The 26,137-nt window shown below is 73.3% G+C and carries 27 protein-coding genes and 1 pseudogene; 6 read left to right on the top strand and 22 right to left on the bottom strand.

From position 1 onward, the window contains the following. Positions 1–69: 69 nt before the first annotated feature. Positions 70–627: a hypothetical protein gene (locus tag ABZ565_RS10205; protein WP_361023034.1), complete on the top strand. Its 558-nt coding sequence runs from the start codon at positions 70–72 to the stop codon at positions 625–627. 9 nt (positions 628–636) lie between these two features. On the opposite strand, the gene ABZ565_RS10210 is transcribed toward ABZ565_RS10205, so the two are convergent. From ABZ565_RS10210 to ABZ565_RS10240, 7 genes are all read right to left on the bottom strand, one after another. Next, positions 637–1,233 (bottom strand): TetR/AcrR family transcriptional regulator, encoded by a 597-nt coding sequence (locus ABZ565_RS10210; RefSeq protein WP_361023037.1) that lies wholly within the window; start codon positions 1,231–1,233, stop codon positions 637–639. After that, positions 1,221–1,958 carry an enoyl-CoA hydratase family protein gene (locus ABZ565_RS10215; protein ID WP_361023040.1) on the bottom strand — a complete coding sequence of 246 codons (738 nt, stop codon included), beginning with the start codon at positions 1,956–1,958 and terminating at the stop codon, positions 1,221–1,223. The genes ABZ565_RS10210 and ABZ565_RS10215 overlap by 13 nt, the downstream gene beginning before the upstream one ends. A 182-nt stretch (positions 1,959–2,140) precedes the next feature. Further along, positions 2,141–3,340, bottom strand: a complete 1,200-nt coding sequence (locus ABZ565_RS10220) for a hypothetical protein (RefSeq protein WP_361023401.1) — start codon at positions 3,338–3,340, stop codon at positions 2,141–2,143. A gap of 5 nt (positions 3,341–3,345) precedes the next feature. After that, complete coding sequence (locus ABZ565_RS10225) at positions 3,346–4,365, bottom strand: protein kinase (RefSeq protein ID WP_361023043.1); 1,020 nt, start codon at positions 4,363–4,365, stop codon at positions 3,346–3,348. Positions 4,366–4,521: 156 nt separating this feature from the next. Next, positions 4,522–5,463: a trypsin-like peptidase domain-containing protein gene (locus ABZ565_RS10230; protein ID WP_361023046.1), complete on the bottom strand. Its 942-nt coding sequence runs from the start codon at positions 5,461–5,463 to the stop codon at positions 4,522–4,524. A gap of 9 nt (positions 5,464–5,472) precedes the next feature. Further along, positions 5,473–5,943: a hypothetical protein gene (locus tag ABZ565_RS10235; RefSeq protein ID WP_361023049.1), complete on the bottom strand. Its 471-nt coding sequence runs from the start codon at positions 5,941–5,943 to the stop codon at positions 5,473–5,475. A 288-nt stretch (positions 5,944–6,231) separates the two neighbouring features. After that, positions 6,232–7,206: an SDR family NAD(P)-dependent oxidoreductase gene (locus ABZ565_RS10240; protein ID WP_361023052.1), complete on the bottom strand. Its 975-nt coding sequence runs from the start codon at positions 7,204–7,206 to the stop codon at positions 6,232–6,234. Positions 7,207–7,261: 55 nt separating this feature from the next. Between ABZ565_RS10240 and ABZ565_RS10245 the strand changes: the two genes are divergently transcribed. Further along, positions 7,262–7,675: a MerR family transcriptional regulator gene (locus tag ABZ565_RS10245; RefSeq protein ID WP_361023056.1), complete on the top strand. Its 414-nt coding sequence runs from the start codon at positions 7,262–7,264 to the stop codon at positions 7,673–7,675. A gap of 36 nt (positions 7,676–7,711) precedes the next feature. Here the strand turns inward: ABZ565_RS10245 and ABZ565_RS10250 are convergent, their stop codons facing one another. Both ABZ565_RS10250 and ABZ565_RS10255 read right to left on the bottom strand, forming a co-directional pair. Then, positions 7,712–8,452, bottom strand: coding sequence for a phosphotransferase (locus ABZ565_RS10250; RefSeq protein ID WP_361023059.1), 741 nt, complete (start codon positions 8,450–8,452; stop codon positions 7,712–7,714). Between the two features lie 47 nt (positions 8,453–8,499). After that, the gene (locus ABZ565_RS10255; protein ID WP_361023062.1) at positions 8,500–9,045 is read right to left on the bottom strand and encodes a hypothetical protein; all 546 of its coding nucleotides are present in this window, start codon (positions 9,043–9,045) and stop codon (positions 8,500–8,502) included. Positions 9,046–9,084: 39 nt separating this feature from the next. On the opposite strand from ABZ565_RS10255, the gene ABZ565_RS10260 reads away from it, so the two are divergent. Together ABZ565_RS10260 and ABZ565_RS10265 are read left to right on the top strand one after the other, a co-directional pair. Then, positions 9,085–9,669 (top strand): hypothetical protein, encoded by a 585-nt coding sequence (locus ABZ565_RS10260; RefSeq protein WP_361023065.1) that lies wholly within the window; start codon positions 9,085–9,087, stop codon positions 9,667–9,669. Between the two features lie 101 nt (positions 9,670–9,770). Next, a complete protein-coding gene (locus tag ABZ565_RS10265) occupies positions 9,771–10,052 on the top strand; it encodes a hypothetical protein (protein ID WP_361023068.1) in 282 nt (93 codons plus the stop codon). Positions 10,053–10,080: 28 nt separating this feature from the next. Here ABZ565_RS10265 and ABZ565_RS10270 read toward each other — a convergent pair whose 3' ends face one another. From ABZ565_RS10270 to ABZ565_RS10280, 3 genes are all read right to left on the bottom strand, one after another. Beyond that, positions 10,081–10,806, bottom strand: a complete 726-nt coding sequence (locus tag ABZ565_RS10270) for a dienelactone hydrolase family protein (RefSeq protein ID WP_361023071.1) — start codon at positions 10,804–10,806, stop codon at positions 10,081–10,083. 429 nt (positions 10,807–11,235) lie between these two features. Then, a complete protein-coding gene (gene lspA, locus ABZ565_RS10275; protein ID WP_361023404.1) occupies positions 11,236–11,760 on the bottom strand; it encodes a signal peptidase II in 525 nt (174 codons plus the stop codon). Between the two features lie 166 nt (positions 11,761–11,926). Then, positions 11,927–12,298, bottom strand: a complete 372-nt coding sequence (locus ABZ565_RS10280) for a helix-turn-helix domain-containing protein (protein WP_361023074.1) — start codon at positions 12,296–12,298, stop codon at positions 11,927–11,929. A gap of 73 nt (positions 12,299–12,371) precedes the next feature. Between ABZ565_RS10280 and ABZ565_RS10285 the strand changes: the two genes are divergently transcribed. After that, on the top strand, positions 12,372–13,061 hold the full coding sequence (locus ABZ565_RS10285) for an NAD(P)-binding domain-containing protein (protein WP_361023077.1): 690 nt from the start codon (positions 12,372–12,374) through the stop codon (positions 13,059–13,061). A gap of 59 nt (positions 13,062–13,120) precedes the next feature. Here the strand turns inward: ABZ565_RS10285 and ABZ565_RS10290 are convergent, their stop codons facing one another. The 7 genes from ABZ565_RS10290 to ABZ565_RS10320 all read right to left on the bottom strand — a co-directional run bounded on the left by ABZ565_RS10290 (position 13,121) and on the right by ABZ565_RS10320 (position 23,046). Then, complete coding sequence (locus tag ABZ565_RS10290) at positions 13,121–14,716, bottom strand: AMP-binding protein (RefSeq protein ID WP_361023080.1); 1,596 nt, start codon at positions 14,714–14,716, stop codon at positions 13,121–13,123. A 62-nt stretch (positions 14,717–14,778) separates the two neighbouring features. Next, a complete protein-coding gene (locus ABZ565_RS10295) occupies positions 14,779–15,939 on the bottom strand; it encodes an acyl-CoA dehydrogenase family protein (protein ID WP_361023083.1) in 1,161 nt (386 codons plus the stop codon). Then, positions 15,936–17,882 carry a biotin carboxylase N-terminal domain-containing protein gene (locus ABZ565_RS10300; RefSeq protein ID WP_361023086.1) on the bottom strand — a complete coding sequence of 649 codons (1,947 nt, stop codon included), beginning with the start codon at positions 17,880–17,882 and terminating at the stop codon, positions 15,936–15,938. The genes ABZ565_RS10295 and ABZ565_RS10300 overlap by 4 nt, the downstream gene beginning before the upstream one ends. 6 nt (positions 17,883–17,888) lie before the next feature. Next, positions 17,889–19,487, bottom strand: coding sequence for a carboxyl transferase domain-containing protein (locus ABZ565_RS10305; protein WP_361023089.1), 1,599 nt, complete (start codon positions 19,485–19,487; stop codon positions 17,889–17,891). Beyond that, the gene (locus ABZ565_RS10310) at positions 19,484–21,190 is read right to left on the bottom strand and encodes an acyclic terpene utilization AtuA family protein (RefSeq protein ID WP_361023092.1); all 1,707 of its coding nucleotides are present in this window, start codon (positions 21,188–21,190) and stop codon (positions 19,484–19,486) included. The genes ABZ565_RS10305 and ABZ565_RS10310 overlap by 4 nt, the downstream gene beginning before the upstream one ends. Continuing rightward, positions 21,187–21,981, bottom strand: coding sequence for a TIGR03084 family metal-binding protein (locus ABZ565_RS10315; protein WP_361023095.1), 795 nt, complete (start codon positions 21,979–21,981; stop codon positions 21,187–21,189). Before ABZ565_RS10315 ends, ABZ565_RS10310 begins: the two co-directional genes overlap by 4 nt. 84 nt (positions 21,982–22,065) lie before the next feature. Then, positions 22,066–23,046: an LLM class flavin-dependent oxidoreductase gene (locus ABZ565_RS10320; protein WP_361023407.1), complete on the bottom strand. Its 981-nt coding sequence runs from the start codon at positions 23,044–23,046 to the stop codon at positions 22,066–22,068. A 77-nt stretch (positions 23,047–23,123) separates the two neighbouring features. Between ABZ565_RS10320 and ABZ565_RS10325 the strand changes: the two genes are divergently transcribed. Continuing rightward, complete coding sequence (locus tag ABZ565_RS10325; protein ID WP_361023098.1) at positions 23,124–23,906, top strand: helix-turn-helix domain-containing protein; 783 nt, start codon at positions 23,124–23,126, stop codon at positions 23,904–23,906. Here the strand turns inward: ABZ565_RS10325 and ABZ565_RS10330 are convergent. The 3 genes and pseudogenes from ABZ565_RS10330 to ABZ565_RS10340 all read right to left on the bottom strand — a co-directional run bounded on the left by ABZ565_RS10330 (position 23,885) and on the right by ABZ565_RS10340 (position 26,078). Continuing rightward, positions 23,885–24,307 carry a hypothetical protein gene (locus tag ABZ565_RS10330; RefSeq protein WP_361023101.1) on the bottom strand — a complete coding sequence of 141 codons (423 nt, stop codon included), beginning with the start codon at positions 24,305–24,307 and terminating at the stop codon, positions 23,885–23,887. The two genes, ABZ565_RS10325 and ABZ565_RS10330, sit on opposite strands and share 22 nt — an antisense overlap. Before the next feature lie 117 nt (positions 24,308–24,424). Continuing rightward, positions 24,425–25,003, bottom strand: a pseudogene (locus ABZ565_RS10335) (MFS transporter); the annotation flags it as partial. Positions 25,004–25,082: 79 nt separating this feature from the next. Further along, entirely contained in the window at positions 25,083–26,078 is a 996-nt protein-coding gene (locus tag ABZ565_RS10340; RefSeq protein ID WP_361023104.1) for an EamA family transporter, read from the bottom strand. Positions 26,079–26,137: the final 59 nt, after the last annotated feature.

Genomic DNA, 26,137 nt, shown 5'->3' on the forward strand with positions numbered 1-26,137 from the left:
TTCCTGCGCCACACTCTGGCTCCCGGACCGTGACAGACCGGCCCGAATCAGGGGAAGACGGGGGTGCGCATGCGCGACGAGATGCGGCAGTTGAGGAAGATCGTCCGAAGACGGGACGCGCTGCGGTACGGGGGCATCGGGCTCGTTACGGTCGCCCTGGCGGCCTGCGGCAGGGACAAGGGCTCCGGCGGCTCACCGGGCCGCCCCGCCCCCAGGCCGACGGTGACCGGCGCGGCGCTCGAAGCGTTCGTGAGCGGCGCGTGGAACCTCTCGTACGAGCCTCGGGGCCAGGCCCACGACGAGTGGCGGCGGATCGAGATCAAGGGCCGCCGCTGGAGCCTGGACGGGGGCGACGAGACGGGCTCGTTCGAGCTGGCCGGGAGCGGGCTGGTGGTCCGCTTCGACGGCCGGGACATGGACGACGTCTGGGCCGCGTCCGGCCTGCCCGCGACGGTCGGCGACAAGGCGGCGGTCACCCTGCGATGGGGCCTGAGCGCGGAGTCGGGCGAGGTGGACCCCGGCTCACCGGTGGACACGCGGCAGGCCCCGCTGCCGGTGGTGTGGGACGGCAGGACGCTGAGCATCCGGACCGATCACGGCCTGCGGATCACGGCCGTACGGGCCTGAGCGGCGCTCTCAGCCCAGCGCACCGTCCAGCAGCGCCGCCCACTGCGCGACCACCTTGCGGCGGCGGGCGGTGTCGTCGGTGAGGACGTTGGCGAGGCCGAGCCCCCGGGCCATGTCGAGCAGCCCCTGCACGGTCTCCCGCACGCCGGGCCTCGCCTCGTCGGCGCGCAGGAGGTGGACGGCGATGCGATGGGTCTCGCGGCCCACCCGGGCCTCCAGTTCCGTCACGCGGGGGCGCAGCTGCTCCTCGTTGGACGCGGCGACCCAGAGCTGGAGGGCGGCGCGGAAGAGGGGCCCGGTGTAGAGGTCGACCAGGGCGGCGACGACGGCGGCGCGGTCCTGGTCGGGGACGGCGCGCAGGGCGGCGGAGCGTTCCTCGGCGACGTATTCGACGGCGGCGGTGAACAGGTCCTCGCGGGTGGGGAAGTGGTGCTGGGCCGCGCCCCGCGAGACCCCGGCCCGTTCCGCGACGACGGCGACGGTGGACCCGGCCCAGCCGTGCTCGGCGAGGCAGGCCACCGCGGCCTCCAGGAGGCGCCGGCGGGTGGCGCGGCTGCGGTCCTGTTTGGGGCCCGGGCCGGTGCCGCCCGGAGTCACAACGCCCATGCGGGGTCCCGTCGTTCGAGGAAGGCCGTCATCCCCTCCCGGGCCTCGTCGGAGGCGAAGAGCCGGGCGGAGCGGGCGATGAGGTCTTCGGCGTGCTGGTCGAAACTCTGGAGCACACTAGCCGTGACCAGCGCCTTGGAGGCCGCCAGCCCCTGCGGCGAGGCCCGCCGCAGATCGTCCAATACGCCGTCGACCGAGCCGTCCACGTCATCGGCGGCCATCGTGACGAGACCGATGCGCTCGGCCTCGTCCGCGTGGAACTTCTCGCCGGTCAGGTAGTAGCGGGCGGCGGCACGCGGGTCGATGCGCGGGAGCAGCGGCATCGAGATCACGGCGGGCGCGAGCCCGAGCCGCGCCTCGGTGAGCGCGAAGGTCGCCCCGGTCCCGGCGACGGAGATGTCGCAGGCAGCGAGCAGCCCGAGCCCCCCGGCCCGGACGTGCCCGGTGACCCGCGCCACCACGGGCTTCGGCAGCGCGACGATCCGCCGCATCAGGGCCACGAAGTCGTGCGGATCGGCCGGGGCGCGCAGATCGGCGCCCGCGCAGAAGGTGGTGCCGGTGTGGGTGAGCACGACGGCCCGCACGTCCGCGTCGTCCGCGCAGCGGTCCAGCGCGTCCGCCAGCGCGGCGACGAGGCCCGCGCTGAGGGCGTTGCGGTGGGCGGGCGAGTCGAGCGTGAGGGTGGTGACGCCGCGCACGTGGGCGGGCGGTGCGAGCGGGCTCATCCTCGTGATCTCCTTCTCTGCCGGCCGTCGCGTCGAGCGTGGCAGCAGGGACGAGAACAATCAAGCGCGCTTGCATGATTCGGCTCGGCGGGGCCCGAGAGGCGAACACCGCCTCGGGCGAGCGCGGGTCGTCAGCGGCGGGTGGTCGTCCCACGGGCGGTGCGCCGCCTCCGCCTGGCCCGTCACGGCCCCTCGGAGTACGGCGAAAGGGATGCACTGCCCTCCGTGACGATGCCGTACACGTCGTCCGTGGTGAGGTTCTGATGCTGTGTGCGGTCGCCCTCGAAGAACATGACGCGGCGCGACCGCCCCATGCGCGCGAAGCGTTCGATGATCTCCTGGGCGACGCCGGGCAGCGATCCGGCCGGTGCCGAGAGGGCGCCGAATGTGCCCTCGTGGAAGTCTCCGGTACGTGGGTCGCGCAACGTCGCCCAGCCTCCTCGCAGTGGCAGGATCTGCAAGAGGTAGGTGTACGTACCCGGGCGGGAGGCGTCGTGCGGTGCGGCCGGTGATACGCCCCCGTGGCTCCTCCGGACCGGGACGATCAGGTAGTCGGCGTCCCCTCCGGGCCCCGCCAGGACGTGCATGCGCCTGGACCGTCCCCAGGCGGCGGGGGCCAGCACGCCTTCGCGTTCCAGGTCGAGCAGCAGGGCCCGGGCGAGTCCGTCGCGGGCCGAGTCGTCGCCCATCGTGCCGGGGCGGGCCCTGCGGATGTGGAGGAGGGGCGCGTCATCGGGGATGAGGGGGAGGAACCTGGTCACCACGGCGAGGGCCTCGTCCGTCGTCGGGCGGATGGGGCCGTCCCGTACCACGAGCACGCCCTCGATGGCGTCCGGATCCATGGGGGTCACGTCGGGGCGGCCGGTGGGGAGAACCGGTGCGGACAGTCCCCGGCCGCCGCAGCCGGTGTTCGCGCAGGAGCCCGCGACCACTTCCGGCGCGTCGACGGTGGCCGTGTGCGAGACCGGCCTCTGCGCCTTCAGACAGTCCCTGCACAGCGTGTACCGGCACTTCTGGCACTGCAGGCCGATGGGGTTCGTCGGGTGGATCTGCACATCGTTGTCGGCGAACAGGACCGCGTGCGTCGAGTACCAGCGGCTGTCGCAGGCCGAGCACGTCGTCGTGATCGGCGCCAGCAGCGCGTTCCACTGCTGCGTTTCTGTCAGGGGTTCGGGGGACGCGAGCCGCGTCGTGCGGCTCTGGGCCAGCACCGAGAGCGCCACGAACAGCCCGTCGGGGTGCTCCGGATCACGCCGCAGGCCGCGCAGGGCCTCGTCCAGCGCGGTACGGTGCCGCCCTTCCGCGAGCAGCCCCACCACCGTGTTCCGCAGGTCCGTGAGGCGTGGGCTCCGTTTCCATTCCGCCAGTTCGAACCGACGCATGGAGGTCACCGCCAATCTGCTAGTTCGGTCGCTTCGGCATGCCGCCCGGCTGCGTTCAGCGCCTGCACCGCCGTCTGCCGTGCGGCCTCGAAGAGGGCCGGGGGCAAGGGCGTCGACAGCAAGCGGTTGAGCTCGTTGATGGCCTCGTCGAGCCGGTCGAGCCGGATCAGCACCTGGGCCAGCGAGAGCGATCTGCGCTGCTGGTCGATCGGGGGGAGAGGAGTCGCCAGGGCTTCGACCGGCGGTCTCCGGACGGCTCGGGCCAGCATCTCGGCGAGCATGGTGAACGACTGCGGGCGCTCCGACAGGTGTTGCTGCAGACAACTCGACAAGAGGATGCTGATGCCCTCACCGGGCGGGGTGACGGGCACCTGGGTCAGCACGGACTGCCCCCAGTAGTAGAGCTCTGTCTGCCGATGCTTCGGGCCTGGGGACGCGTAGTAATCCAGCAGTTGCGCCCGCTGGGTGACCGGGTCGGGTGCCAGGGCGAAGGGGTAGGGGAGCTTGCCCGTGCACGCCTCGTACAGGAGCACGCCGAAGGAGAAGATGTCGGCGCGGGTGTCGCAGGGCTCCCGCCGCAGCACCTCGGGCGCGGCGTACGCCCAGGTGCCACCCCGCGCGCCCGCGAAGCGTCCGTCCTGAATACGCACCCGCTGGGCCAGGCCGAAGTCGGCGACCTTGGCGTGACCGGCCTCGTCCACGAGGACGTTCGACGGCTTGAGATCGAGGTGGGCCACCTCGAATACGTGGGACAGATGCGCCATTCCGGCACACACCTGCTGGAGGAGTCCGGTCAGCGCGAGCCCGTGCCCCATCCGGATCAGGTCGGTCAGGGTGGAGGGCGCGTAGTCGAAGACGATGCCCGGCCGCCCGCGCACATCAATCACGCCCAGCGTGGTGACGGTGTGCCGGTGCGGTTCGAGCCTGAGGAGCATCTCGAGTTCGTCGTCGCCGACGAGCGCGCCGGACAGCGGGACCTTGATCGCGCGGCGGCCGGCGCGCTCCAGGTCGTCGACAGGACCCATGCCTGCCCGCCGCGCCGGATCTCCGCCACCGACCAGCGGTCGGACAGCACCTCGCCGATGGCAGCGGGCGCGCCGGAGAGCGGCGGAGGTGGCTCGTACGGTCCGGCGGCCGTCAGGTCGGTGCGGGAATCGGCGTCCAACTGACTGATCACCCCTTCACTCAGGCGCCTCCGGCGTCACGTGCGCGTTCGGGTCGAACAGGTCGGGCGCGGAGAACTCCACCAGCATCGTTCCGCTCCCGACGCTCAGCCGGTCCTTGTCCCCGACCGGGCAGGAGTCCCCCTTGGCGAGCTTCAACTGACGTGTGGCGCCCGCCAGGAACGCAGGGTGCGAGCCCAGATGCTGGTAGGTCAAGGCGGCACCGACCAGGGAGAGATGACCGTGGAAACGACTGTCACGGTGGTCCGGCAGATACACCCGGTTGTGTACGTTGCGGCCCAGCGAGACGGTGAAGTCATCGGATTCCAGAATGAGTTCCCTCGAAGCGCCGCGCAACCACGACAGCCGAAGTGTGCCGTCGGTGTATCGGTGGACGGGTGCGGCCAGTCGCAGCCGCTCGGGGGCGAGCGCGACGAGTTGCCCGGCCGGGGCGAGCAGCACGGTGTCGCGGTTCCAGTTCGCCGAGTTGAGACGGGCCGACACGATGCCGATGACGCTGCCCGTGCCGGTGAGCAGCACCGGTGCACCGCTCATGCCCGGCTGCGCGTGCCGGCAGCTCACCTTCACCCAGGCCCGGCCGTTCTGCGCCGTGGTGCCGACGTAGTGGCCGACGCCGGAGTCGTGGTCGCGGGACGCGGCGAATCCGCGCAGGTGGACCGGGTCGCCGGGGGTGGCGCTCGTATGCGGGGTGAGCGTCATCGGGTCCCAGTCATCGCCTTCGCGTACCTGGATCAGCGCCACGTCGGCCGCGCTGTCCGAGGGCGGCGAGCAGTCGACGGGGAACGAGAATCCCGGCGCGGCGATCGGCTCGAACGTCCACCGCGCGGCCCGGTGCGACGTCAGGACATGGGCGGCTGTCGCGGCGAGTCCGTCGGCGGTGAGCACGACCGCCGTCGCGACGGGCTCACCGTCGCGCACCAGCCTTCCGATGGGGTCCACGGCGGCGCCTCAGTCCGGGAACAGCCGGTTGGCCAGTTCGAGCAGGGGATCCTGGCCGGACCGGCCGTCGGCCGACAGCTGTTCCGTGTCCGGCCCGCTGCCGGGAGCTCGGGTCGCCTGGACCGCCGCCGCCAGTCTGTGACCGTTGAGGGCCGCTGTCTCGTTGGCACTCGCACGGGACTCGGCGGCCTCGGTGCGGGCCGCCAGATCGGCCACCCGCTGCCTCTGCACCGTCGTGCCGAACAGGGCGCCGATGGCCGCGAACGCCACGGCTTCCACCGAGCCGAGGACGATGAGCAGACGGGACCAGGAGACTTCGGTCGCGTCGGTGTGGAACGCCAGCCAGGCGAGAAGCCCGAGCCACAGCGCGATGACCGTGACCGCGACGACGAGCGCGGCCCCGACGAGCGGCGTGCCCGCCGCTGCCGCGTCCGTCGTCCCGGCGGCCGCGTCGGCGGCCGGATTCTCGGTTTCGGACACATTCCCCCCTGCACACTGATGCCCGGACATCACCATGGTGCGCGAAGTGGAGCCGGGGCGCCCGCTGTTCCGGCGACTTGCAGCACACCGTCCCTGCTCGCCGCGAGCATGGGCCGCCAGTCGACGACGCGGGGCACGGCGGCCTCCAGTCCGGCCACCTGGTCGGTCCGGTACGTGCGCGCAGCCCGGACTCCCCCGAGGCGACCAGGTACCAGCGGCCCGCCTTCAGCACCAGCCCGTACGGCCCGACCCACCGCCCGGTCTCCTCCGGCGCCCGCCACCGCCGGGTCACCCACCGATCGGCGCGGCCCCCGTCGCCGCGACCGACAGCTCCCACAGCCGCGCCGCGCCACCCGGATCGACCGCGTACGCGCGCACGCCCTCGCCCTCGGGCGACTCGGGGTCGTAGAGGCCGGCGACCTCGCAGTCCTCCAGGAAGAGGCCGCCCCGGCCGGCCAGGAGCGGCGAGGTGGCGGCCCACAGGCCGGTGGCGGCGCCCTGGGACGGGGTCTTGAAGCCGGGGCCGATCACCGTGCCCTGCTCGTCCACCCAGCCGTTGTCGATCTGCTCCTGGAACGTCATCTCCCGCTGCAACCCGGTCATGATCGACCCGGGGTGGAGCGCGAAGGCCCGTACACCGTCGCCCCGCCCGAGGGCGTCGAGGTGTACGGCGAAGAGCGCGTTGGCGGTCTTCGCCTGGCCGTACGCGTGCCACTTGTCGTATCCGGTACGGAAGTGCGGGTCGTGCCAGCGGATGTCCGTGATGCCGTGGGCACCGGAGCTGTAGACCACGACGCGCGCCCCGTCACCGGCGGCGGCGAGGAGCGGGTACAGCTCGCAGGCGAGGGCGAAGTGCCCGAGGTGGTTCGCCGCGAACTGGCTCTCCCACCCGGGCCCGACGCGCCGCTCCGGCGTGGCCATGACCCCGGCGGTCGCGAAGAGCAGGTCGATCGCGGTCAGCGTCTCGCGGAGGTGCGCGGCCGCGGCCCGTACGGTCCCGAGGTCGCACAGGTCCATGGCGACGACCTCGGTCTCGCCGGGCACCCCGGCGAGCGCGGCACGGGCGACGTCGGGCCGCCGTGCGGGAACGACGACCCGCGCCCCGGCGGCGGCGAGCGCGCGGGTCGTTTCGAGCCCGAGCCCGGAGTAACCCCCGGTCACGACGGCGGTCCGGCCGGAGAGGTCGAGCCCGGCGGTGACGTCCTGGGCGGTGCTGGCGGCGGAGAAGGGCGAGCCGAGCGGCTGCTGTTCAGTGCTGGTCATGGAGACGAAGCTACGATCTAGACCTCGCTCTAGATCAAGTCCTACGCTCCACCGCATGACGACCACCACCGACACCCTGAGCATCGGCGAGGTGTCCGACCGCACCGGCCTCAGCGTCCACGCCCTCCGCTACTACGAACGCGAGGGCCTGCTCGTGGGCCCGGTGCACCGCACCTCCGGCGGCCGGCGCCGCTACAGCACACTGGACGTCGACTGGCTCCTGATCTGCGTGAAGCTGCGCGAATCCGGAATGCCCCTGGCCGACCTGAAGCGGTTCGCCGAACTCGTACGCCGGGGCCCGGGCAACGAGGCCGAACGCCTCCAGCTGCTCGACACCCACCGCCGACGCGTCGACGCCCAGATCGCGGCCCTGGAGGAGTGCCGCTCGGTCATCGCCTGGAAGGTCGGCATCTACGCGGACCACCTGGCCCGGGGCGAGGCGAACGGCCTCTGGGACCCCACGGCCTGACGGCGACCGCGCCGCACCGAGAAGGCCCGGGTCCCGTCACATCGCGGCCCTCAGCACATCCAGCTCGCACCCCGGCGCCGCCGGGTCGAAGCCGTGCTGGACCAGCCAGCGGTACGCGGTCAGGCTGCGCAGCGACCACCATGCGCGGACGAGGTCCGCATCCACGTCGGCGCCGTACCCGGCGACGAGGTCCCCCAGGCGCTCCTCGTGCCCCAGCGTCAGCGTGGCGAGGTCGAACAGCGCGTCCCCCCGCGCCGCCTCGGACCAGTCGATGATGCCGGTGACCTCGTCGTCGCCGCCGGTGAACACGTGGGTGATCTGGAGATCCCCGTGCACGAACACCGGCTCCCACGGCCGGAGTGCCGCCTCGGCGATCCGGCGGTTGCGGGTGACCAGGTCGACGGGCAGGACCTCGTGCGCCAGCAGCCAGTCGCACTCCCGCTCCAGCTCGGCCGCCAGGCCGTCCACGCTCCGGCCGGCCCACGGCGGCAGCGGCGCCTCGTGCAGCGTCCGGATCGCGGCCCCCGCCCGGGCCCACGCCTCCGGTGACGCGGGCGACGGCTCCCCGAGGCGGCCGAGCGCGGTGCCCCGGACGGCGGCGAGCGCCAGCACGGACGGCTTCTGCCACAACACCTCCGGCGTCGGGACCGGCGCCAGCGCCAACGCCTCGGCCTCCACGGCGATCCGCGCCCGATCGGCGTCCACCTTCAGGAACATGTCCCCGACGCGCAGGGTCGTACGCTCGGAGTGGGCTACGACGACCTCGACCTCATCCATGCCGCCCAGTCTCCCGGCGTCGGCGGCTGCCGGCACCGGGTTTACGGCTACCGCCCGTCCAGCTGCAACGGCGGGTTCGGGTCGGTCTCGTCGCTCATGAAGTCCTTCATGCCCTGCCACAGCGACCGGGCCCGGTGGACCGTGGTGCCCCGGGCGTCGGCCAGGATCTCGGCGCGCTCGCCGAAGCCGACCGGGAGCGGTGGGAGGCCGAGCGCGGTCAGGGTGCGGATCAGGAGCTCCGACGGGTCGCCCGGGTCGCGCAGCAGCCGCGCGATCTCGCGGGCGTCGCCCTGGCCGGCCGCCGCGACGAGCAACGCGGCGTGCTGGTGCGCGGTCTCCTGGGACGGCGTCGCGGCGGGCCCCGCCCACCGGTGCCGGGCGGCCGTCCGGCCCTTGGCGACGACGGACAGCACGCACGCGTCGCTCCCCTCGCAGCGGGCGACCAGCGTGGTCATCCCGGCGGAGTCGAACGCGGTCTCCGCCACCGCCGCCAGCCCGTCGAGCCGCAGCACCGTCGCCCGGCGCCCGCGCTTGCCCGGCGCCTCCTGCCCACGACGGCCGGGCCCCCCGAGTCGTCTCCGTACCGCCGCCACGACGTGACCGGTGTCAGTGACGGCCCGTAGCGTGCGCCCATGGGTTTCTCAGGTCATCTGGTCTTCGCGCGCAGCCCGCGCCCCCTGCTGGAGGCGCCCCTGTTCGCAGACGCCGCCCCTGAGCCGGGCATCGAGGCACACGAGTGGCAGCCCCGTCCGGGCGGCTGGCAGACCCTGCAACTGAAGGACGGCGTCTGGGAGTACGAGATGCTGTCCGGCCTGGTCGAATGGACCGGCGCACCGGCCTGCGTCGCCCATGTCAGCGACAGCAGCGCTGCCCTCGTCACCGGCCTGGACCCCGACGGCCGGCACTGGCAGGCGTGGCTCAACATGGACAACGCCGCGAGCATAGTCCTCAAGACACCCGAGGACGTGGAAGACGAGAGCCTGTGGTGCAACACCCCGGCATTCGAGCAGGCTTTGGCCCGCCGGCGCGCTGAGCTGGACGCCGAGGTCCCCGTCGACGCCACGCGGGCTCTCGCGTGGGCGACGGCGGCCGGCGTCCGCACCACGGACGAGCAGTCCCACATCGAGGACCTGCTCCGTACCCGGGCCACCTTCGTGGAGGACCTGTTCGCCGCCCTCCTGGACGAACTGGGCTTCCCGGAGGCGCCGTTGCCCTGACCGGGACGGCGTGCCGCGCTCCACCCCACTCAGGACCCCGGGCCCTGCCCTTCCGACCGCCGGCGCCGGCCCCCTGCCGCCCGAGGCGTCGCACGGACTCCGTGTACGCCCAGGCGTTCCTGGCCAACGTCCTCAATCCGAAGGCGGCGGCGATCTACCTGACCCTGGTCCCCCAGTTCGTCACACCCCGTGACCCCCTACCCGGCCAGATCCTCACCCCGGCCACGGCCCAAGCCCTACTGCTCACCCTCTGGCTGGCGGCCTGGCCCTTCCTCATCCTCCGAGCGACCCGAATCCTCCGGACCCCCCGCTTCACACGCACGGCCGCCCGGGCCACTTCGGCGATCCTGATCGCGCTCGGGGTCCGGGCGGCGGTGGCGTAACCCGGCGCCCGGGCGCGGGCCGGCCGGGTCACTCCGGCACCGGCAGGCACTCGGCCAGCAGGTCCACGACATCGCGCCAGGCGCGCTCCGCGTGCCGTGGGTGGTGGCCGACGCCGGGGAGGGCGGTGTGGTCGACCGGGGGGTGGTGGAACGCGTGCAGGGCGCCGCCGTAGACCGTGAAGCGCCAGTCGACGCCCGCCGACCGCATATCGGCCGTGAACGTGTCCCGTTGCGCGGGCGCCATGATCGGGTCCTCCGACCCGACCCCGGCCCACACCGGGCAGCGGATGCGCGCGGTCTCGCCCGGGCGGCCGGTGCTCAGTCCGTTGACGGTCCCGATCGCACGCAGGTCGACGCCGTCGCGCCCGAGTTCCAGCGCGATGATGCCGCCGGTGCCGTAGCCGATGGCGGCGATCCGGTCGGGGTCGGCCCTCGGCTCGGCGCGGAGCACGTCGAGCGCCGCGTGGCCGATGCCGCGCATCCGGTCGGGGTCGTCGAGCAGCGGCAGGCAACGGGCCAGCATCTCTCCGGGTTCGCCCAGGTACCGCCCGCCGTGGAGGTCGAAGGCCAGGGTGACGTAACCGAGTTCGGCAAGGGCCTCGGCCCGGCGCCGCTCGACGTCGCTGAGGCCCATGCCTTCCGGCCCGAGCAGCACCGCGGGCCGGCGGCCGGCACCGGCCGGGAGCGCGAGGTGGCCGACCATCGTCAGACCGTCGGCCGGGTACGTGACCGTGCGCGTGGTAACCGTCGTCATGGGACGGACCGTAGTCCGCGTCGAGCACGGCCGGGCCGGGGTTCACCGCCGGCGGAAGCCGTGCGCTGCTCGGGCGCGCCGCCGCAGCCTTGTGGAAGGCGCGGCCGGCACCGAGCACACCGGTCCGATGCCCCTCCGGTCCGGACTGACCGGTCGGGAACTCCCGGGCGGTCCAGCCGTCCACGACGCTTCGCCCGCCGGCGGTCCGCAACGGCGCTCCCCGCGTATCCGCCGGAGGAACGACGCCGACTGGTCGATGTCGCACACCGCCTCAGTGCCCACTGGGCCAGCAGGTGTTCATCGAGGCGGAGGACCAGTGCGCCATGAAGCTCGCAGCCGGCGAACTCGCCGCTGCCGTAGGGCGGGGGTCACAGCTGCGGGGCGAGGGACGGAGACCGCCTCTTCGTCCACAGGCCGCGCGACGGCCCGCTACGACCGGGGTGCCCCCGCCCCCGCACCAGCCGTCCCCGTCGCCGGCGAGCTCCGGAACGACAGCACCACGGCCACCGCGCAGCCGCAGGTGATCGCCCAGTCGGCCAGGTTCATGACGCTGAAGTCCCGGACGGAGATGAAGTCGACCACCGCGCCCTGGAGGCCGCCCGGGGTGCGGAAGAGGCGGTCGGTCAGGTTGCCGAGGGCGCCGCCGAGGAGCAGGCCCAGGGCGATGGCCCCCGGGGTGCTCGCCAGGCGGCGCGAGTAGCGGACCACGACGACGACCACGGCCGCGGCGATCAGGGTGAAGACGATCGTCGTCGCTTCGCCCATGCCGAAGGCGGCGCCCGGGTTGCGCTGGACCCGCAGCACCAGCCAGTCCCCGAGCACCGACACGGTCGTCCGGCCTTCGAGCTTCGCGACCACCGCCAGCTTGCTCGCCAGGTCGATGGCGTACGCGAGGGCCGCGACCGCCCACAGCAGGTGGGCGCGCCTGCGCGCGGGCGACACCGCGCCCGTCATCGTGTCGTTCGTCGTCACGTCCGGATCTCCTCGTACTTCTGGCCCTCATCACGCCAGGGACGGCACGCTCCCCGCAGGGAACGTATCCCGGCGGCAGAACCGGGTCCACCCGCCGCCCGCTCCGCCGCCTGCGACGGGGGCCAGGGGCGCCCCGTCACCGGAGGGGTCACGCCGGTGACTGCGGTCCGGGAACGCATGCCGCTTCCTGCGCTGCCATGACCTCGTCGCCGTGCTCGAAGGCCCATGCGCCGAAGGCGTCGATGGGTGCCAGCAAGGTCCGGCCCAGGGCGGTGAGTTCGTACGCGACCCGTGACGGCGCGTCGGGGTGTGCCCGGCGGTCGACCAGCCCGTTGAACTGCAGCCGTCGCAGGGTCTCGGTGAGGACCTTGGAGCTGATGCCCCCGATCCGCTCCCGGAGTTCGACCGGGCGTCCGGGGCCGTCGCGCAGGGCCCAGAGCACTACGGCGTTCCAGGTGTTGGAGAGCAGGTCGAAAGCGAGGCGGGCGCGGCAGTCGGCGAGGAAGGCGTCGGTCGTCACGTACCACATGGTGCCCGAACCGCTCTCTAGCGTCGCTGTGAACGGCGAAGCAGGCACGGAGAGGGAGCACGGGATGAGAATCGGCGTACTGGGAACGGGCAACATGGCCGACGCGCTCGCCACCCACTGGGTGAGGGCCGGGCACCAGGTGGCCATCGGGGGACGGGACATGCACAAGGCGGAGCGGCTGGCGAGGCGCATCGGAGGCGGAGCGCAGCCCGCCGGTCTGCGTGCGGCCGCCGAGTTCGGTCAGGAGGTGGTGCTGGCCGCGCTGCCCTTCGGGGCGGGAGCGGATGTGGCACGGGAACTGCACGCGGCCCTGGAGGGCAAGGCGCTGCTCGACTGCTCCAACCCGGTCGGCCCGGGCTTCCGGCTGCTGACGGAGGGAGGCCGCTCGGCCGCGCGGCGACTGGCCTCGGCCGCGCCGGGAGCCCACGTGGTCAAGGCTTTCAACCTCTGCCACGAGGACGTGTGGCGCATGCGCCCGCCCGTCTTCGGCGGGCGGCCCCTGGCCGTGCCCGTCTGCGGCGACGACGAGACGGCCCTCGCGCGGGTGCGCGAGTTGGTGCGGGACGTGGGCTGCGAACCCGTGGCAGGCGGCGGCCTCGAACGCGCGGGACTCCTGGAAGCGACCGCCGCGCTGTTCATCGCCCTGTGGGTCGGTGAGGGAGCGGACGCGCAGGCGATCGCGCCTCCACTGGCGTACGCGGCCGGACCGGTCCCCCGGGAATCGGCTGGTCAGGGGCCCCAGCCGTCCGCGTGACGACGCCTCCCCCGTGGCCGGCGGGCGTCGGGGGGCCCGGAGGCGCGCGGGGGCCGGGGTCAGGATCTCCCCCGCCCCGCCTCCCGGTCCCGCAGCTCCCGCCGCAAAATCTTCCCCGACGCCGCCCGGGGCACCGTCCCGATGAACTCGACCCCCCGCACCTTCTTGTACGGGGCCACCCGCTCCGCCACCCACTCCATCAGCCCCTCCGCCGTCACCGCCGCCCCCGCGCCCCGCACCACGTAGGCCTTCGGGATCTCGTTGCCGTCGGGGTCCCGGACGCCGATCACCGCCGCGTCCGCCACCCCCTCGTGGCCGAGCAGCAGCGCTTCCAGCTCCGCGGGGGCGACCTGGTAGCCCTTGTACTTGATGAGCTCCTTCACGCGGTCGACCACGAAGAGCCAGCCCGCCTCGTCCACCCGGCCGACGTCGCCGGTGTGCACCCAGCCGTCGGGGTCGATCATCGCGGCGGTGGCGTCGGGGCGGCCGAGGTAGCCCTTCATGACCTGGGGACCCCGGATCAGGATCTCGCCGGGCTCGCCGGGCGGGGCGTCGCGGGACGGGTCGTCCAGGGACACGATCCGCATCTCGGTGTTCGGGAGCAGCGTGCCGACCGCGCCCGGCGGCGGGTTCTCGGCGGCGAGCGGGACGACGTGCGTGCCCGGGGACAGCTCCGTCATGCCGTACGCCTGGCGGACTGGCGGCAGCCCCAGGCGGCGGGAGCACGCGGCGGCCAGGTCCGCGTCGAGGGGGGCGGCGGCGCTGACGATGTACTCCAGCGAGGACAGGTCGTAGCGGTCGACCACCGGGTGCTTCGCGAGGGCCAGGACGATCGGCGGGGCCACGTACAGGCCGTTGATGCGGTGCGTCTCGATGGCCGCCAGGAACTGCGCGAGGTCGAAGCGCGGGAGGACGACGACGGTCGCGCCCAGTCGCAGCGGGGCGTTCATCAATGCCGTCAACCCATAGATATGAAAGAACGGCAACACGGCCAGAATCCGGTGCCCCTCCCCCAGCGGCACGAACGGGCTGAGCTGTTCCAGGTTCGTCGCCATCGAGCGGTGCGTCAGCATGACGCCCTTCGGGACGCCCGTCGTGCCCGAGGAGTACGGGAGTGCCGCGACGTCCTCCGCCGGGTCCACGGCCACCATCGGTTCCGGGGCGGTCGTGGTGAGCATGTCCAGGAGCGAGGTGTGGCCCTCCGCGTGGTCGCAGACGAACACCTCCTCGATGCCGCCCACGAGTTCGGCGGCCCGGCGCGCGACCGCGAGCAGCGGGGACACCGTGACGATCCAGCGCGCGGAGGAGTCGCGGAGCTGCTTCGCGAACTCCTCCGCCGTCGCCAGCGGGTGCACCGTCGTGACCGTGGCGCCCGCCCGGGTCGCCGCGTGGAAGACGGCCGGGTACGCGATGGTGTTCGGGCTGTGCAGGGCGAGCACGTCGCCCTTGACCAGGCCTGCGGCGGCCAGACCGGCGGCGATCCTGCGGTGGAAGGCGTCGAGCTGCGCGTAGGTGAGGCGGTTGCTCTCGTTCGTCCCGTCGATCAGGGCGACGGTCTCCCCGAACCGCTCGGTGGCGTGCCCGAGCACCGCGTCGTGGATGGCGGCGTCGAGCGGCTGGACGTCCGGGTACTCGCTGCGGAACACGTGCGCCATGGTGGGTCGGTCCCTTCGATACGGGGAGGTGGCCTCTCGCGTACGTACGACTGTGGCGCCTCTCAGTACGACTTGGGGAGACCCAGGGTCTGGTGGGATACGTAGTTCAGGATCATTTCCCGGCTGACGGGCGCGATCCGCGCCACCCGCGCCCCGGTGATCAGCGACGCCAGCCCGTACTCCCGCGTGAGGCCGTTGCCGCCCAGCGTGTGCACCGCCTGGTCCACCGCCTTCACGCACGCCTCGCCCGCCGCGTACTTCGCCATGTTCGCCGCCTCGCCCGCGCCGACGTCGTCGCCCGCGTCGTACAGCCGGGCGGCCTTCTGCATCATCAGGCGGGCCAGTTCGAGTTCGATGTGGGCCTGGGCCAGCGGGTGGGCGATGGCCTGGTGGGCGCCGATGGGCTCCTTCCAGACCTGGCGCGTCTTCGCGTACTCGACCGCCCTGCTCAGCGCGTACCGGCCCATCCCGATGCCGAAGGCCGCGGTCATGATGCGCTCCGGGTTGAGGCCGGCGAAGAGCTGGAGCAGCCCCGCGTCCTCATCCCCCACCAGCGCCTCCGCCGGCAGCCGCACGTCGTCCAGGACCAGTTCGAACTGCTTCTCCGGGGCGTGGACCTCCATGTCGATCCGGTTCCGCTGGAAGCCGGGCGTCTCGCGCGGGACGATGAACAGGCACGCCTTGAGCTTGCCGGTCCTCGCGTCCTCGGTGCGGCCGACGATCAGCGTGGCGTCCGCGATGTCCACGCCGGACACGAACACCTTGCGGCCGGTGAGCAGCCAGTCACCGCCGTCCCGGCGCGCCGTGGTGGTGATGCGGTGCGAGTTGGAACCGGCGTCCGGCTCGGTGATGCCGAACGCCATGGTGAGGGAGCCGTCGGCGAGGCCCGGGAGCCACTGCCGCTTCTGCTCCTCCGTGCCGAAGCGGGATATCACCGTGCCGCAGATCGCGGGCGACACGATCATCATCAGGAGCGGGGAGCCGGTTGCGCCCAACTCCTCCAGCACGATGGATAGTTCCGCCATGCCGGCGCCGCCGCCCCCGTACTCCTCGGGGAGGTTCACGCCGAGGAAGCCCGCCTTCGCGGCCTCCGCCCACAGCTCGCGGGGGTGGCCGCCCTCGCTGACGAGGGACTGCATGTAGGCGCGCCCGTACCGCTTCCCGAGGGCGGCGACGGCGGCACGCAGGGCCTGGTGCTCTTCGGTTTCGAGGACGGTGCTCATGCGGGCTGCTCCTCAGACGGGTCGGTGACTACGGCGAGCAGGGCGCCGACCTCCACCTGGAGGCCGGGCGCGGCGTGCAGGGCGGTGAGGGTGCCGGAGGCGGGAGCGAGGACGCGGTGCTCCATCTTCATCGCCTCCAGCCAGATCAGCGGCTGCCCGGCCACCACGGCCGCCCCCTCCGCGAGGCCGTCCGCGAGGCGGACCACCGTGCCGGGCATGGGGGCGAGCAGGGAGCCGGGCTCGGTACGGTCGGCGGGGTCGGTGAAGCGGGGCAGGGCGGTGAAGGCGTACGCGCCGGAGGCGGTGTCCACGTACACCTTGCCGTCGGCCGGGAAGACGTCGAAGTGCCGTGTGACGCCGCCGTGTTCGAGCGTGACACGCGCCCGGCCCGCCGACACCACGCGGACGCCCTCCGTGCCGACGCTCAGGCCGTCCCGGGTCGGGCGGTACGTGATCTCGTGGTCCACCCCGTCCGGCTCGCCGCGGTAGCGCCGGAGCTGGGGCTGCGAGGGGAGGTTGCGCCAGGCGCCGAAGCGGGTGAAGCCGCCCCCGGTGGTGGAGGTGGCGTTACGGGCCGCCTCGGCCACCGCGGCGGCGGTGGCCGCGAGCCGGGCGGACGCCTCGTCCCGCGCGGCCGTCAGTTCCGGCAGGTGCCGCTCGTAGAACCCGGCGTCCAGCCGCCCGCCCACGAAGTCCGGATGCCGCAACGACCGGACGAGCAGGTCCCGGTTGGTCACCGGCCCGTGGATGCGCGCCCGCTCCAGCGCGCGGGCGAGGAGCCGCACCGCCTCGGTCCGCGTCGGAGCCCGGGCGATCACCTTGGCGATCATCGGGTCGTAGTGCACGCCGATCGTGTCGCCACCGGTGTACCCGGCGTCGAGGCGCACCCCCGGCACGTCCAGCGAGAGCAGTGCTCCGGTTTGCGGCTGCCAGTCTCGCGCCGGGTCCTCCGCGTACAGCCGGGCCTCCACGGCGTGCCCGGCCGGCGACGGGGGCTCGGCGGACGGCAGCGGCTCGCCCTCCGCGATCCTGAGCTGGAGCGCGACGAGGTCGAGCCCGAACACCTCCTCGGTGACCGGGTGCTCCACCTGAAGGCGCGTGTTCATCTCCAGGAAGTACGGCCGCCCGCCGGGAGCGACCAGGAACTCCACGGTCCCCGCGCCCCGGTAGTCCACGGCCCGGGCGGCGGCCACCGCGGCCTCGTGCAGCCGCCCCCGCAGCCCGTCCGGCAGGCCCGGCGCCGGCGCCTCCTCGATGACCTTCTGGTGCCGCCGCTGGAGCGAGCAGTCCCGGGTCCCCAGCGCCCACACCCCGCCGTGCCCGTCCGCCATCACCTGGACCTCGACGTGCCGGCCGCGCTCCACGTACGGCTCGGCGAACACCTCGCCGTCCCCGAACGCGGACAGCGCCTCGGCCGCGGCGGCGGTCAACTCACCCGGCAGGTCGCTCAGTTCCCGTACGACCCGCATCCCCCGGCCACCGCCCCCGGCCGCCGCCTTCAGCAGCAGCGGCAGGTCGTCGGCGGTCGCGGCGGCCGGGTCCACCGGCGCGAGCAGCGGCACCCCGGCGGCCGCCATCAGCTCCTTGGCGCGGGTCTTCGACGCCATCAGCTCGATCGCCTCGACCGGCGGCCCGATCCACCGCAGCCCCGCCTCCTGCACGGCGGCGGCGAACCCGGCGTTCTCGGAGAGGAACCCGTACCCGGGATGCACGGCGTCCGCCCCGGCCGCGAGCGCGGCGGCCACCACGAGATCGCCGCGCAGATACGTATCGGCGGGGGCCGCGCCCGGCAGCCGTACGGCGGTGTCGGCCTCCCGGACGTGCAGCGCACCGGCGTCCGCGTCCGAGTACACGGCGACGGTGGCGATGCCGAGGTCCCGGCAGGTGCGGAAGATCCGGCAGGCGATCTCGCCCCGGTTGGCGACGAGCAAACTCTTGATCATCTCAACTCACATCCGGAAGACGCCGAAGCCACCCCGGGCGCCCTCGACCGGTGCGGTGTGGATGGCGGACAGGCACAGGCCGAGGACGGTCCGGGTGTCGCGCGGGTCGATGACCCCGTCGTCGTACAGCCGCCCGGACAGGAACATCGGCAGGGACTCGGACTCGATCTGCTGCTCGACCATGGCGCGCAGGGCGGCGTCCGCCTCGTCGTCGTACGGGCGGCCCTTCGCGGCGGCCGAGGCGCGCGCGACGATGGAGAGCACCCCCGCCAGCTGCTGCGGGCCCATGACGGCGGACTTGCTGCCGGGCCAGGCGAAGAGGAAGCGCGGGTCGTACGCCCTGCCGCACATCCCGTAGTGCCCGGCGCCGTAGGAGGCGCCCATCAGGACCGAGAGGTGCGGGACCTTCGAGTTCGAGACGGCGTTGATCATCATCGCGCCGTGCTTGATGATGCCACCCTGCTCGTACTCCTTGCCGACCATGTAGCCGGTGGTGTTGTGGAGGAAGAGCAGCGGGATGTCGCGCTGGTTGGCGAGCTGGATGAACTGCGCGGCCTTCTGCGACTCCTCGCTGAACAGCACGCCCTGCGCGTTGGCGAGGATGCCGACCGGGTAGCCGTGCAGCCGCGCCCAGCCGGTGACCAGGCTCGTCCCGTACAGCGGTTTGAACGCGTCGAAGTCCGAGCCGTCGACCAGCCGGGCGATCACCTCGCGCGGGTCGAACGGCACCTTCAGGTCCCCGGGCACGATGCCGATCAGCTCGTCCTCGTCGTACGCGGGCGGCTCGGCCGGGCCCGGATCGGCGTGCGCCTTGCGCCAGTTGAGGCGGGCGACGATGCGGCGGGCCTGGCGCAGGGCGTCGTGCTCGTCCACGGCGAAGTGGTCGGCCAGCCCGGACGTACGGGCGTGCATCGCGGCGCCGCCGAGCGATTCGTCGTCGCTCTCCTCGCCGGTCGCCATCTTGACCAGGGGCGGTCCGCCGAGGAAGACCTTCGAGCGTTCCTGGATCATGACCGTGTGGTCGGACATGCCGGGGACGTACGCGCCTCCGGCGGTGGAGTTGCCGAAGACCACGGCCACCGTCGGGATTCCGGCGGCGGAGAGCCGGGTCAGGTCGCGGAAGAGGGCGCCGCCGGGGATGAAGATCTCCTTCTGCGACGGCAGGTCCGCGCCCCCGGACTCGACCAGGCTGATGACCGGCAGCCGGTTGGCGAAGGCGATCTCGTTCGCGCGCAGGGCCTTCTTCAGCGTCCACGGATTCGACGCCCCGCCGCGCACGGTCGGGTCGTTGGCGGTGATCAGGCACTCCACGCCCGCCACCACCCCGATCCCGGTGACGAGCGAGGCGCCGACCGCGTACTCGCTGCCCCACGCGGCCAGCGGCGACAGCTCCAGGAACGGCGTGTCCGGGTCCACCAGCAGCTCGACGCGCTCGCGGGCCAGCAGCTTGCCGCGCCCCCGGTGCCGCTCGACGTACTTCTCGCCGCCGCCCTCCAGCGCCTTGGCGTGCGCGGCCTCCAGCTCGGCCAGCTTGTCGAGCATGGCGGCCCGGTTGGCCGCGTAGTCGGGGCTCGCGGTGTCGAGCCCGGTGGGCAGGACGGTCATGCGGGCACCTCCAGAACGGTCACGGGTATCTCCAGACGGCGGGCGCGCAGCCACTCCCCCAGCGCCTTGGCCTGCGGGTCGAACCTGTGCTGCGCGGCGACGCCTTCACCGAGCAGCCCGTGCACGGTGAAGTTCAACGCCCGCAGGTTGGGCAGGACATGGCGTACGACGGTGAGTCCGGTGGTCTCCGGGAGGAGCGCGCGGAAGCGGTCGACGGTCAGCTCGTGCGCCAGCCACCGCCACGCGTTCTCGTCCCGGACCCACACCCCGACGTTGGCGTCCCCGCCCTTGTCCCCGCTCCGGGCCCCGGCGACGCGGCCGAGGGGGGCGCGGAGGGTGGGCCCGGGCTCCAACGGCGGCGGCAACGGCGGCTGTTCGACCTCGCGCAGCTCCCGCGTCCGTACGGGAGGACTCAGCAGCCTGCGCGTCCCGTCGGGCAGTACGGCGATGTGCTCCACGTCCTCCGCCGGTACGTACCGCGCCTCGAACACCCCGTAGGGCGCGCCCTTCCCGGGCGGGGCGGTGACATGGAAGCCGGGGTAGCTGCCGAGGGCCAGCTCGATCGCCGCGCCGGACAACGCGCGTCCCACGGACTCCTGTTCGCGGTCGCGGACCACCAGCCGGAGCAGGGCGCTCGCGGTCTCCTCGGTGTCGGCGTCGGGCCTGTCCGTACGGGCCAGCTCCCAGCGGACCTCCCGCGGCCGGCGCCCGGCGCGCGCGAAGGCGTCCGCGAACTGGTCCTGGACGAGCCGCGCCTTGGCCTCGATGTCGAGCCCGGTGAGCACGAAGACGACCTCGTTGCGCCAGCCGCCGAGCCGGGTCAGCCCGGCCTTGAGCGTGGGCGGCGGGGCCTCTCCGCGTACGCCGGAGACGGCGACCCGGTCCGGCCCGTCCTGCGTCAGCCGTACGGTGTCGAGCCGGGCGGTGACGTCGGGCCCCGCGTACCGGGCGCCGCCGGTCTCGTACAGGAGTTGGGCGGTGACGGTGCCGAGGTCGACGACGCCCCCGGTGCCGTCGTGCTTGGTGATGACCGAGCTGCCGTCGGCGTGGATCTCCGCGACCGGGAAGCCGGGGCGGCGGATGTCGTGGTCGCCGAAGAAGGCGTAGTTGCCGCCCGTGGCCTGCGTCCCGCACTCCAGGATGTGCCCGGCGACGACGGCTCCGGCGAGCGCGTCGTGGTCCTCGGGCCCCCAGCCGAAGTGGGCGGCGGCTGGGCCGGTGACGAGGGCGGCGTCCGTCACCCGGCCGGTGACGACGACCTCGGCACCGGCCCGCAGGCACGCCGCGATGCCCGCTCCCCCAAGGTACGCGTTCGCGGTCAGAAAACCGTCCGGTACGGGGATGTTGTCGCCCTCCACGTGTGCAACCCGCACCGGCACCCCCACCTTGCCGGCCAGCTCCCGGATCGCGTCGGCGAGCCCGGCCGGGTTGAGCCCGCCCGCGTTGGCGACGATCCGCACCCCGCGCTCGCGGGCGAGGCCGAGCCCGTCCTCCAGCTGCCGCAGGAACGTGGAGGCGTAGCCGCGCGAAGGGTCCTTCAGGCGGCCGCGGCCGAGGATGAGCATCGTCAGCTCGGCGAGATAGTCACCGGTGAGGACGTCGAGCGGGCCGCCGGTAAGCATCTCGCGCAGGGCGTCGAAGCGGTCGCCGTAGAACCCGGAGGCGTTGCCGATGCGAAGGGGTGCGGGCCGGGGCTCCGTCATCGCTCCCCCTTCGGCGCCCGCCCCGCCCCCGCGGGGCCCGCGAACGCCTGCGCGATCGACAGCCAGGCGCCCGCGTCCGCCCCCTCCGCGCGCACCGCCAGGTCGTCACGGTGGGCGCGCTGCGTGACGAGCAGGCAGAAGTCGTGCAGCGGCCCGGTGACCCGCTGGCCGGCGTCCTCGGGGCCGTACGCGATCAACTCGCCTCCGGGTGCGACGAGTTCCACCCGGAACTCCTCGGTGGGCGGTTGCTTCCCCCGTACCAGGAAGGCGTAGTCGCGGGCCCGGACCCCGATGCGGGCCACGTGCCGCAGCCGGGCGGTCGGGGTGCGGGTGACCCCGAGGGCGTCGGCGATGTCCTGGCCGTGCGCCCAGGTCTCCATCAGCCGCCCGGTGGCCATCGAGGCGACGCTCATCGGCGGCCCGTACCAGGGGAACTTCGACCCGGCGGGCGCCGCGCGCAGGGCCTCCTGCAAGCGCTCGCGGCCCTCGCGCCAGCGGACGAGCAGCGCGTCCGGCGGGTACGCGGCGACGACCTCCTCGGCAGCCCGGTCCACGAAGCCCTCGGGGTCCTCCATGGCCTTCGCCACCTCGTCCCCGAAGCGGCCGGGGTCGGTGACGGAGATCAGCGCGACGTCGTCCGTCCAGCTCAGGTGGGCGATCTGGTGGGCGAGGGTCCACCCCTCCGCCGGGGTCTCCCCCGCCCACTGTCTCGCGGTCGCCCCGGCGACGAGCAGATCGAGCTCCCGGCTCTCGCTGCGCAGATCGTCCAGCACGGCTGAGGCATCGGACACGGTGCGCTCCCCTCGGGGCGTGACGGCGTGCCCGGGAGCCTGCCAGTGGAGCGTAAAACAATCAAGCATGCTTGCATGATTTTTTTACGGGGCACCCGCCTCGGCGTGATCCGCTGCCCTCCGGACAGCGGGGATCAGGTCTGCGATCCGTTCGAGTTGGTCACGCTGAGAGCTCAGGTCCAGGGCGGCGGGTCGTGCCACGATGTGCCGGACACCGGCGGCGACGTACTGTCCCAGGCGCTGGAGCACGTCCTCGGCCGAGCCGGTGACAACGGCCTGGATGCTCTCCAGTTCCTCCAGCGGCATGCCGTAGGTGGCCCGGGCGTAGGCGTCCAGCGCGCGGCGGCCGCTCTCGATGTCGTCGTCGATCCGGACCGAGACGAACAGCGCGGGGGTGATGTCCCCGGCCGCACGCCCGGCGTCGGCTGCCGCTCGGCGCACATGGCGGAGGCCGGACGCGTAGTCGGCCGGGTCGGGCGGGTAGGGCAGCCACCCGTCGTACGTCCGGCCGGTGCGGGCCTGCGCTGCGGGGGTCGCGCCACCGAGCCAGATGGGCGGACCGCCGGCTCGGGATGGCCTGGTCGTGGGCGGGATGTCATCGAACCGGAGGATCTCGCCGTGGAAGGAACCGGCGCCGTCCCACAGTGCCCGCCACAGCGCGACGGTCTCGTCCAGGCGGGCGAAGCGCCTTTCCCAGGGCAGCTCGGACAGCGTGTAGAGGGGCCGTCCCAAGCGGCCGGGGAAGCCGGCCCCGACGGTCACGGTGAGCCGGCCGCCGGACAGCACGTCGATCGACCCGAGCGACTGCGCGGCCTGGATCGGCCGGCGCAGGAACGGCATCAGAGCGGCCGTACCCAGCGTCACGGTTTCAGTCACCGGGGCGAGCGCGGCCAGCATCGTGAGCGCCTCGATGCGCGGGCTGAGCAGCGAGTCGTTGACGAAGAGCGAGCGGAAGCCGAGGCGTTCGGCCCGGCGCCCGAAGGCCACCAGCTCTCGGGGGTCGTCGGCCGGGCCCCACTGGGCGGTTCCGGTCGGAAGCAGTACACCGATGTCCATGTCGTCGATGCTCACGGCCGGTACCGGGGGCGGCAATTCCCTGCGGGGAATGGCCCAGGACCCTCCGACGCCGTTACAACAGGTCCGTGAACTTCCCCAGCGCGCTTCGCGAACGGCGTACCCGCCGTCAACTCAGCCAGCTCGACCTGGCGCTCCGGGCGGGCACCACGCAGCGCCATCTCAGCTTCATCGAAGCGGGCAGGTCCGTCCCCGGCCGGAACATGGTCGTGCGCCTGGCCGAGTCGCTGGAACTGCCGCTGCGGGAGCGCAACGAGCTGCTGCTGGCCGCGGGGTACGCGCCCGCCTACCCCGAGAGCTCACTGGACGCCCCGGTACTGGCTCCCGTGCGCACGGCGATCGGTCACATCCTCCGCGGGCATCTGCCCTATCCGGCGCTGGTGGTGGACCGGGGCGGCGACCTGATCGCCGCGAACACGGCCTTCGACCTGATCACTGAAGGGGCGGCCCCCGAACTGGTGGGCCCGGGGACGAATGTCTACCGCCTCGCGCTGCATCCCGACGGCCTGGCTCCTCGCATCCGCAACCTCGCCGAATGGGCGCGCCACATCCTGGCCCGCCTCGGCCACCTGGAAGAGTTGCGCGCGGAGCTCACCGGGTACGTTCCCCCGCTGGATCCGTCCGCCGGACTGCTCGGCTTCGCGGTTCCGCTACACCTGCGGTCCCCGTACGGTGATCTCCATCTGATGACGACCGTGACCACATTCGCCACCGCTGTCGACGTGACACTTGCCGAGCTGAAGCTGGAAGCGTTCCTGCCGGCCGACGCGGCGACAGCCGAGGCACTCTCGGCTGCCGCCGGGACGACGGGGGTCTCAGCTGCTGCGGATCAGGCCCCCGGGAACATGTAATCGGCCTTGATCCGGCCGTCGGCGTCGAGTACGAGAACGTCCGAGCCGCCACCGACGACGTCATCGGTGGCCACGGAAACCGTGTCCCAGCCGAACTTGACCACGCCGTTGAGGCGTACCGCATCGGCGCGGGCCCGGAAAGTGAATCGCTCCTTCTCGACGAACCGCTCGTAGCTGCGCGCCACCCGGGCCTCGATGGCGTCGTACCCCTGGGCCTCCAGGGTCGTGTGGGTGAAGCCGAGTTCCGCGGCGATGTCCCGGATCTCCGCCGGCGGGTGAAGGATGTGGGTGCCGTCCTCAGCCCACAGCCGCTCGATGGCCGCGCGCCGTTCGGCGGCGTCCGACAGCGTCCATTGGGTGATGTAGCGGTCGGCCAGGTGCTGGGGGTCGATCTCGGTCATGTGGGACTCCTTGCCGCAGGTCACTTCGGACCAGATCCTGCGATGCCCGGCGGCGACCGACAATTCCCTGCGGGGAATGGTCCTCCAGGAGCCCCCCGTCCGCGTGCGGCGCGGGGATCACCGAGCCGGTAGCACGGGCTGCCGCGAACCTGCCGTGGTGGGCTCCGGACTGGGGCCGACCGCCCGCTCCGGCCGCCCGGCGCCGGACGTGCGCAGCGGCGTCGCCGCCAGGAGCAGGGCCACGGTGACGAGTCCGGCGCCCACGCGGAAGGCGAGCTGGTAGCCGGAGGTGAGCGCCGACGCGGTGCTCGCGCCGTCGTCGAGGAGGGCGTCGGTGTGCGAGGTGGCGAGGGTGCCGAGGACGGCGAGGCCGAAGGCGCTGCCGATCTGCTGCATGGTGTTGAAGATGCCGGACGCGATGCCCGAGTCCTCCGGCGTCGCCCCGGACATCGCCGGCGTGGCGAGCGACGGCATGGCGAGGCCGAAGCCGATGCCCAGCGGCAGCAGCGCCGGCAGCACGTCCGCCGCGTAACTCCCGTCCGCCGGCACGCGGCCCAGCACCGCGAGCCCCGCCGCGATGGGCGCGAGCCCCGGCAGCAGGACCGTGCGCGGGCCGAAGCGGGCGATCAGCGCGGGCGCGAGGCCGAGGGACAGGGCGCCGATGGCGACGGAGACCGGGAAGAGGCCGAGGCCGGTGTGGATCAGCGGCACCGGGCGGACATCACGGCGGCCCGCGCCGCGTTCGACGCGAGCGGCGCGAAGGCGGCCTGACCGGCTACCGCTTCGAGACGCCCCGCACCTGGCTGCGCACCGCCCCCATGCTCGCCCCGATGACCAGCGCGATGGCGAGGGCGTCCGTGACGGACAGGGCCTGGTGGAGGATGAGGAAGCCGGCCATGGCGGCGATCGCGGGTTCCAGGCTCATCAGGATGGCGAAGGTGGGCGCGGGCAGGCGGCGCAGCGCGATGAGTTCGAGGGTGTACGGGAGTACGGAGCTGAGCACCGCGACGGCCGCGCCGAGCCCGAGCGTCGTGGGGACGAGGAGCTTGGAGCCCGCGTCCATGATGCCGAGGGGCAGCGAGAGGAGGGCGGCGACCACCATGGCCAGGGCGAGGCCGTCGGCCTGCGGGAAGCGGCGGCCGGTGCGGGCGCTGAAGATGATGTACGCCGCCCACATCGCCCCGGCCCCCAGCGCGTAGGCGGCGCCCACCGGGTCGAGCCGGTCGAAGCCTTCCCCAAGTTCTCGGCTTCCCTCGAACAGGGGAGACCCCATCCCGCTGAGCAGGACGACGCCGCCGAGGGCGAGGGCCGCCCAGACGACGTTGACCAGGCGGCGCGAGGCGACCACGGACAGGACGAGCGGGCCGAGCACTTCGAGGGTGACGGCGGCGCCGAGCGGGATGCGGTCGACGGCCTGGTAGAACAGCGTGTTCATGCCGCCCATGGCGATGCCGAAGGCGACCACGGTGCCCCAGTCGGCGCGCGAGTGGCCGCGCAGCTTGGGCCGGCAGACGACGAGCAGGACGAGCGCGGCGGCGGCCAGCCGCAGCGTGACGACCCCGAGCGCCCCGGCCCGGGGCATCAGCAGGACCGCGATGGCGGCGCCGAACTGCACGGACAGCCCGCCCGCGACGACCAGCGCGATCGGGGCGAGCGCGGCCCGCCGCCCGGCGGGCCGCTCCCCCTCGCCGAGCGCCGGGGAGGCGACCGCCTCCGGAACGGCGACGGCGGCGGCTGCGGCCGGCTCTGCGGCGGCGCTCTGGTCGTTCACCCGGGGCCTGCCCTTCTTGGTTCCCTGAACTTCGAGAGTGCAGCGTGATGCACTACCCG

Source organism: Streptomyces sp. NPDC016469 (assembly GCF_040632905.1).
Classification (GTDB): Bacteria; Actinomycetota; Actinomycetes; order Streptomycetales; family Streptomycetaceae; genus Streptomyces.